The sequence below is a fragment of the Methylotenera sp. genome (genome assembly GCF_013141425.1).
Taxonomy (GTDB): Bacteria; Pseudomonadota; Gammaproteobacteria; order Burkholderiales; family Methylophilaceae; genus Methylotenera.
Genome location: NZ_JABFRA010000108.1, coordinates 1 through 7,817, shown reverse-complemented (window position 1 = coordinate 7,817; position 7,817 = coordinate 1). Strand labels below are relative to the sequence as shown.

Genomic DNA, 7,817 nt, shown 5'->3' with positions numbered 1-7,817 from the left:
CGGAAACCCTAATGAGAAACGCTGGCATTACTTGGGCGGATTCCACTAGTCGCTCTGTGGAAGAATTGTCGGCGATTATTATGGAAAAAACACGTAAAACAGCCTGATAGTTCTGGCAAGTCTATTGCTACCAACCAAATAAAAAGGCGCTAATAGCGCCTTTTTATTTGGAATTAATTTACCTAATAATAATTTACTTGGTAATAAATCATTTTAAACTAGGCGTAATTCGATCCAAAATCTCCGCTGCATCTGGCTTTACATCGCTACTGAAAGCATAAACAGCTTTACCACCCGGCAAAACAACATATTTATAAAAATTCCACTGTGGTTGCTGACCAGTCTTTGCAATCAATTGTTTATAAAAGGCATTTGCGTTTACTCCTGTGACGGAGCTTTTAGTTATCATTGGGAATTTAACCGCATAGGTCAGCTTACAAAAGTCACCAATTTGCTTATCGTTACCGGGTTCTTGTTTAAAATCGTTCGAAGGAAAGCCAATCACCAGCAACCCCTTGTTTTTATATTTGCCATACAAACCCTCAAGCGCATCAAACTGAGGTGTAAAGCCGCACTTGCTTGCGGTATTGACCACCAGTATTGGCTTGTCTTGATAATCACAAAGATTGATTTTGTCACCCTGCAAGGTCGTCAGCTGGTGATTGTAAAGTTCAGAACATGCGGCATTCGCCATGTGCGTTACCCCGAATAATAAAAAAGAAAATAGAATTTTTTTCAAAATAACTCACTTTAAAAATATGATTTATAAAATATTACAGGCTTTACTAGGACTAGATTTTTATAAATTCGTTCTAGAGTAAGGCTGTAAATTCTAGGACATAAACAAAATTTATGTTTTTGCAAACATCAAGCCTAGCAGTGCAAATATTAAAATTAACTTGATTACACTCAATTTAAACTTGAACAATCCGATAAACGCCAAAATGGCCATGGCTAAAACTAACCAATCAATAGAAACGACTGATTCGGATGGAAAAAACACGTGTCGGGCAAAAAATACTGCCAAACTTAAAATTACACCTATAACAGCTGCAGTAATGGCAGTTAAGGGGGCTGAATAATTTAAATCACCTTGCGTACTTTCAATAAAAGGTGCGCCTATAAAAATGAACATAAACGAGGGAAGAAAAGTAAAAAAAGTCACCACAATCGCAGCCATAACACCAGAAAGAAAGACATTCTCAACACCTAATATTTGCTGACTCCACCCACCAACATAGCCAACAAATGCCACCACCATAATTAACGGGCCAGGTGTAGTTTCACCCAAGGCCAAACCATCAATCATTTGCACAGCGGTTAGCCAGTGATAATGTTCAACCGCCCCTTGGTAGACGTAAGGCAATACTGCATAGGCACCGCCAAAAGTGAGCAAGGCCGCTTTAGTAAAAAACCAGGCCATTTGAGTAAGGGTCGCCTGCCAGCCATATGCTAGCAACAAAGTAATCATGGCAGTCAACCACAACAACAACCCAACAAGTAGCACGCTGGTTAGACGTTTTAGACTAAAAATTGCATGTTCAGGTGTGGGCGTAACATCATCAATAACGGCCTTTCCATAATATTTACCGCCCGCATGCTGTACACTAACTACGTTAAAGCTAGCGGGGTAGAATCGATGTGCGAGGAAACCAACCAGTGCTCCAAGTAAAATAATAATTGGGAATGGAGTATTAAATAACGCAATCGCAATAAAGGAAGCAAAAGCGATTATCCATAACGCGCTGTTTTTTAAGGTGTGTAAGCCTATTCGATAAGTAGCAAATATGATAATAGCAAGTACGGCTGGTTTAACGCCATACAAAACTCCTGAAACTACAGCTAGGTTTTCAAACCGCAAATACATATAAGACAATAGGATTAGAATAAATAACGAAGGCAATACAAATAAGCCCCCTGCCATTAATCCACCTATAGCTTTATGCATCAACCAACCGATATAAATAGCCAGTTGTTACGCTTCAGGCCCAGGAAATAGCATGCAATAATTCAATGCATGCAAAAACCGCTTTTCAGAAATCCAGCGTTTCTTCTCAACTAAGTCATGATGCATAATGGCGATTTGCCCAGCTGGCCCGCCAAAGCTAACGAAGCCCAGCCTTAACCAGTAGAAAAATGCCTCAACAAAGTTGGAGTCACTGGTGCCGAGTCTTCTGCCTGCTGGTCATCGTGCTGATTTGTATACTTACTTTCTGGATTCACGCACAACCTCTAAGTAACTAAGTTAATTTAAATTAAGTCAATTTAAATAAAGTCAATTTAAATAAAGTTTAGCTCAAATTTAATGAATAGAAGTTTCAGAAAAATCAATGAGCAGGTATTATCTGATTTTAGCCTAGTTTACAATCCAGCTGGCATCAAATGCCACAATAGGCTTAGCTAATCGGCTAAATAAATAGCATTTCAGTCACTAAAAATTGTTCACATGGCTTTTCAAAGAGGTATGAATTTTTTGAAAGTTTTTTTATTTGTAGGATAGCGTATGTTAAGTAATGTAAAAAGAATTTTAAAGTATTTGATTTGGGCGTTGATTATTCCCATTGCGCTTTTTGCCCTGTATACCTGGGCGGTACTCACTTGGACATATTCTTCTGGCGAGCGCGCAGGTTATGTACAGAAACTCTCTGAAAAAGGTTGGATATGCAAAACGTATGAAGGTGAATTAATTTTGGTTTCTATGCCAGGAACGCAAGCTGAGAAATTCTTTTTTACGGTACGCGATAAAACCATTGCAAAAAGAATTGATGAGACCGTTGGCAAACGAGTACGCTTGGTTTATGAAGAACATAAAGGGGTTCCAAGCTCATGTTTTGGTGAAACGGGTTATTTTGTAACAGATGTCAGCTTACTTGACAATTAAACCAGAATATTAGCTCAGTGGCCGACGAAAAAAACTACATTACACCAGAAGGTCACGCGGCCATAGAAGCAGAGTTCCAACAGCTTCTAAAAGTAGAACGTCCTGAGCTGGTTAAAGTCGTTTCGTGGGCGGCTGGCAATGGTGACAGAAGTGAAAACGGTGACTACATATATGGCAAAAGACGCTTGCGCCAAATCGATGGCAGACTGCGGTTTCTGATGCAGCGTATGGATTTAGCAGTGATTGTTGACCCCGCCAAACAGCAAGGTTTAGACAAAATATTTTTTGGCGCTTGGGTCACATTATTTGCGCTAAAAGACGACACAGAACACACTTATCGCATCGTTGGTAAAGATGAAATTGAGCCTTCTCTGGGTTACATTAGCTGGGTTTCGCCATTAGCCCGCGCACTACTCGGCAAACAAATTGGCGATATCGTCAAAGTAATCGTCCCAGCTGGCGTAGAACAATACGAAGTCATCGCAGTTCAGTACAAACCGCCATCAAATATCACTCTAAGTTTACCTGTTAACTAAATCAGGCATGCAGATAAAAACGGGGCAACGTTGGGATATTTTTTGCCGTATCGTCGATAATTTTGGTGATATAGGTGTTTGCTGGCGTCTCAGTCAGCAGCTAGCTTACGAACATCATTTTCAGATACGGCTATTTATTGATGACCTAACCGTTTCCAGCAAAATAATCCGCAGTTTAAATTGCAACCTCCAATCACAAATAATCAACCAAATTGAAATTTGCCGATGGCCTTTAGCGTCAGACAACATTAAACCCGCCGAAGTGGTGTTAGAAACATTCAGCTGCGCTTTGCCATTCGAATATATAGCGGCAATGCAAAACAACACGATGTGGCTGAATTTAGAGTATTTATCTGCAGAATCTTGGGTGGCTGATTTTCATGCAAGAAGTTCGAATAACACCAAACCATCGCGCCACTTTTATTTTCCTGGCTTTACAGAGGCCACTGGTGGGTTGATTCGAGAAAGCAGTATTTTTCAACAAAACCAAAAATTTGCACATGACCTACAATTGCAATCCGAATTCTTTAATCATCTAAATTTGACGCAAGAGACTACGCTTAAAGTTTCACTGTTTTGCTACCCGCATGCCCCTATCCATGAATTATTGAATGCGCTGGCAGCGTCAAATCAAAGTATGAATTGCTATGTACCTGCAAGCAGCATTTTGCCAAAAGTTCTAGATTTTTTCGGCGTTGATGACAATAAAAAAATCAGGAGTGAAATAGCGAGTAATTCAAGTGTTAGAAAGCTTAGTTACAAAAACTTAAATTTAGTCATCCTGCCTTTCTTGAGTCAGACCGATTACGATAGATTGTTAGCAATATGCGACATCAATTTTGTTCGGGGTGAAGATAGCTGGGTAAGAGCAATATGGGCGGCGAAACCATTTATCTGGCTGCCTTACTTACAAACAGAAGACACACACATCAAAAAACTGAACGCGTTTTTAAATAGGTTTTATGCAAATGGCAATGCCACCACCAAGACGGTTGTCGATGAAGTTCATTTTGCGTGGGCAAAAGGTAATTTTACAACACGAAATTGGCAAAATTATTTGGAGCATTTACCTGCCATTCGGCAAATAACATTAGAAGCTGCGAATCAATTAGCAACACAAACGGACCTGGCCGCTAAGCTGGTGATTTTTTTGCAAAAATTGTGAGTTAAGGTATAATTCGCGGCTTTATTATTTAACCTAATTTAATCCGTAAGGCACTCTCATGAAAACAGCTCAAGAACTTCGCGCCGGCAACGTAATTATGGTCGGCAATGACCCACTAGTCGTAGTGAAAGCCGAATACACTAAATCTGGCCGCAGCACTGCTGTGGTAAAAATGAAATTCAAGAACCTACTCACTGACACGCCTAGCGAAACAATCTACGGCGCTGGCGACAAATTTGAAGTTATTGTGCTTGAGAAAAAAGAAGCAACTTACTCTTATTTTGCTGATCCCAGCTATGTGTTCATGGATGCAGATTATAACCAATATGACGTGGATGCAGAGTTCATGGAAGATGTGCTTCCCTACTTGGAAGATGGTATGCCTGCTGACATTCGTTTCTACAATGAAAAAGCAATCTCAGTAGAACTACCAACCACAGTGATTCGTGAGATCACATACACAGAACCCGCTGTTAAAGGTGACACCTCAGGTAAAGTAATGAAACCAGCTAAATTAGCTACCGGTTTTGAATTACCAGTACCGCTATTCTGTGCACAGGGCGACAAAATTGAAATTGATACACGTACTGGCGAATACAGAAACCGTGTATTGAAATAAGTAGCCATATTTACTTAGCAAAGTTTAACAATTAAGAGGGCGAATTGCCCTCTTTTTTTATGTCAAAAAAAGTATTTTAGCGTTAATATGCAAAGGCACTTCAATAAAAAATAATCGCTGGAGAATGTAATGAACGACAAACAATTGGTCGCTTTACAGGCCGCAAAATATGCAGAAAGTGGAATGCTGATTGGCCTAGGTACGGGCTCTACAGCCAATTATTTTATTGATGAACTCGCTCGCCTTCAGCGTGATGAAGGACTAAAAATCACCACGGTCGCCAGTTCAACTATCAGCGCACTTAAGGCGCAGTCATTGCACCTACCCATTGTCGCTTTAGAGCATATCAGCAGCATTGACCTCTATGTAGATGGTGCAGACGAGATTTCCCCTGAATTGACGCTGCTTAAAGGCCGCGGCAGTGATTTAGTTAAAGAAAAATTACTTGCCAAAGCCGCCACGACATTTATCGTAGTAGCCGATGAAAGCAAGCTAGTCAGCCATATTGGTCAAAACTTTGTCATTCCAATTGAAGTCATTCCGTTTGCTTGGCAACTCATAAAGCAAAGCTTAGAAAAAATAGGTGCACAAGGTGACTTAAGACCAAACGCCGCCAAAGATGGCTTCTGGGTAACTTCTCATGGCAGTTATGTACTGGATGTAAAGTTTGAGAATAGCTTAGATGCAAAAACACTGAATGATTTTATTAACAATACGCCAGGAGTTGTAGAACATGGTATTTTCTACGACTTGACCGATGCGGTATTGATTGCGTCAAATGGTATTGTTTGCGAACGCCGGGCTTAAACGCAAGATGTGTTCTAAGTCGCTAGTTAGCACTGTTCCTAACACTAACTCAATGTATTTGTTTAAATGTGCTGTGCTCAGTCTACTTTTCTGCTGTTTGTTCGTTGGCTGTAACGCGTCTGACAACGCAGAAAAATTAAAAACCAAACCTATAAAAGAAAGTCCACTAAGCCAGCACGAGCTTGTTTTTGTTACACACAATGGCCCTGTTACTTATTACTTAAATGGAGAAAATGAACCTGCAGGCATTGAGTATGATTTAGCGACATTATTTGTAAAAAAATATGCCCCTGAGTATCAAATCCGATTTGAAGTAGTTAACAGCATCAGTGACGTTATTCCCACTCTATTAAAAGGTAAAGCCCACATTGCGGCCGCCAACTTATCGGTGACACATCTCAGAAAAGAACTCGTGCAGTTTTCCAAACCCTACCAAGATACCCAACAGCAACTCATCTACAACAGTGAGGTAAACAATAAACCAAAAAATATGCTGTCAATTTCAGATAAAATAATTGCCGTGCCCTTCGGTACCAGTTTTGCTGAACGTCTTAGCGAAATCCAAAAAAAACAACCCACTTTGCGGTGGAAAGTCCTTAGACACACGAATTCTGAATCTTTGTTAGACGAAGTAGCAAATGGCATTTTGGATTTCACAGTCGCCGACAGTCATTTTGTCGCAATGATGCAGAACTACTATCCCAACTTGACGGTTGGCATGCCGCTTGGCCAACCCGAAACCATTGCATGGGCCTTACCAAAGAACGCTGACCCAAAGCTCGTTAAAAAGGTTAATCAGTTCTTTGACAAGATTCGTAATGACGGCACCCTACGCAACTTGCTTGACCGCTACTATGGTAGTAGTAAACGTTTGAATACGCAGGACATCAACACATTTCTAGAACGCACCAACACCTTGCTGCCAAAATACAAACATTTATTCAAGCAAGCCCAAGAAATATCTGGCTTAGATTGGCGTTTAATTGCTGCCGTGAGTTATCGCGAATCACACTGGGATACCTTTAACACCTCGCCTACAGGAGTGCGTGGCTTAATGATGCTGACAGAAAGCACTGCGGATTTAATGGGCGTAACAGATAGGTTAGACCCCAAGCAAAGTATTCCCGCTGGGGCGAAGTATCTGGTTAAAATGATAGAGACTATCCCAGATCGCATACCCGAGCCAGATCGCACGTACATGGCGCTGGCTGCTTACAATATTGGCTACGCACATTTGGAAGATGCAAGAGTGCTAGCTAAACGCATGAATCTTAACCCCGACAGTTGGGCAGATATTAAAAAGACCTTAGTGCTATTAAACAACCCGGACTATTACACCACGGTGAAATATGGCTATGCAAGCGGCGGTGCACCAGTGGTCTTTGTTGAATCTGTGCGTAGCTATCAACGAATTTTAGAACGCTATCAACCTAGCCATACGCCAAATTACAATACGTTTAGAATTGCACAGGCAGATTAGGCTAGATTTAAGCGTTATTGAGTAACTGCCAGCTTTTCCAAGCCCTTCAAATAAGGTCTCAATACTTCTGGCACCGTCACACTGCCATCAGCGTTTTGATAGTTCTCTAAAACTGCTACCAATGTCCGCCCGACAGCCAAACCAGAGCCATTGAGCGTATGCACTAACTCAGGTTTGCCAATTTCATTTCTAAAGCGAGCTTGCAAACGACGTGCTTGAAAAGCCTCACAATTAGACACCGATGAAATTTCACGATAAGTATTTTGCGCGGGCAACCATACTTCTAAATCGTAGGTTTTAGCCGCGCCAAAGCCCATATCCCCTGTGCA

The 7,817-nt window shown here is 41.0% G+C and carries 8 protein-coding genes and 2 pseudogenes; 7 read left to right on the top strand and 3 right to left on the bottom strand.

The window, feature by feature from the left end:
* Positions 1 to 107 (top strand): annotated as a pseudogene (locus HOO90_RS09890) (phosphoenolpyruvate synthase regulatory protein); the annotation flags it as partial.
* Positions 108 to 208: 101 nt separating this feature from the next.
* Here the strand turns inward: HOO90_RS09890 and HOO90_RS09885 are convergent.
* Together HOO90_RS09885 and chrA are read right to left on the bottom strand one after the other, a co-directional pair.
* On the bottom strand, positions 209 to 694 hold the full coding sequence (locus HOO90_RS09885; RefSeq protein ID WP_292842571.1) for a glutathione peroxidase: 486 nt from the start codon (positions 692 to 694) through the stop codon (positions 209 to 211).
* A 156-nt stretch (positions 695 to 850) separates the two neighbouring features.
* Positions 851 to 2,160 (bottom strand): annotated as a pseudogene (gene chrA, locus HOO90_RS09880) (chromate efflux transporter).
* Positions 2,161 to 2,503: 343 nt separating this feature from the next.
* Here chrA and HOO90_RS09875 point away from each other — a divergent pair.
* The 6 genes from HOO90_RS09875 to mltF all read left to right on the top strand — a co-directional run bounded on the left by HOO90_RS09875 (position 2,504) and on the right by mltF (position 7,488).
* Positions 2,504 to 2,881, top strand: a complete 378-nt coding sequence (locus HOO90_RS09875) for a hypothetical protein (protein ID WP_292842569.1) — start codon at positions 2,504 to 2,506, stop codon at positions 2,879 to 2,881.
* A 17-nt stretch (positions 2,882 to 2,898) separates the two neighbouring features.
* Positions 2,899 to 3,417: a transcription elongation factor GreB gene (gene greB, locus HOO90_RS09870; RefSeq protein ID WP_292842567.1), complete on the top strand. Its 519-nt coding sequence runs from the start codon at positions 2,899 to 2,901 to the stop codon at positions 3,415 to 3,417.
* A 7-nt stretch (positions 3,418 to 3,424) separates the two neighbouring features.
* The gene (earP, locus tag HOO90_RS09865) at positions 3,425 to 4,582 is read left to right on the top strand and encodes an elongation factor P maturation arginine rhamnosyltransferase EarP (protein WP_292842565.1); all 1,158 of its coding nucleotides are present in this window, start codon (positions 3,425 to 3,427) and stop codon (positions 4,580 to 4,582) included.
* Positions 4,583 to 4,640: 58 nt separating this feature from the next.
* A complete protein-coding gene (efp, locus tag HOO90_RS09860; RefSeq protein ID WP_292842563.1) occupies positions 4,641 to 5,201 on the top strand; it encodes an elongation factor P in 561 nt (186 codons plus the stop codon).
* A gap of 129 nt (positions 5,202 to 5,330) precedes the next feature.
* Positions 5,331 to 6,008 carry a ribose-5-phosphate isomerase RpiA gene (gene rpiA, locus HOO90_RS09855; RefSeq protein ID WP_292842560.1) on the top strand — a complete coding sequence of 226 codons (678 nt, stop codon included), beginning with the start codon at positions 5,331 to 5,333 and terminating at the stop codon, positions 6,006 to 6,008.
* 52 nt (positions 6,009 to 6,060) lie between these two features.
* On the top strand, positions 6,061 to 7,488 hold the full coding sequence (gene mltF / locus HOO90_RS09850) for a membrane-bound lytic murein transglycosylase MltF (RefSeq protein ID WP_292842558.1): 1,428 nt from the start codon (positions 6,061 to 6,063) through the stop codon (positions 7,486 to 7,488).
* Between the two features lie 14 nt (positions 7,489 to 7,502).
* Here the strand turns inward: mltF and HOO90_RS09845 are convergent.
* A partial coding sequence (locus HOO90_RS09845) for an aminoacyl--tRNA ligase-related protein (protein ID WP_366928758.1) occupies positions 7,503 to 7,817 on the bottom strand: 315 nt, incomplete at its 5' end.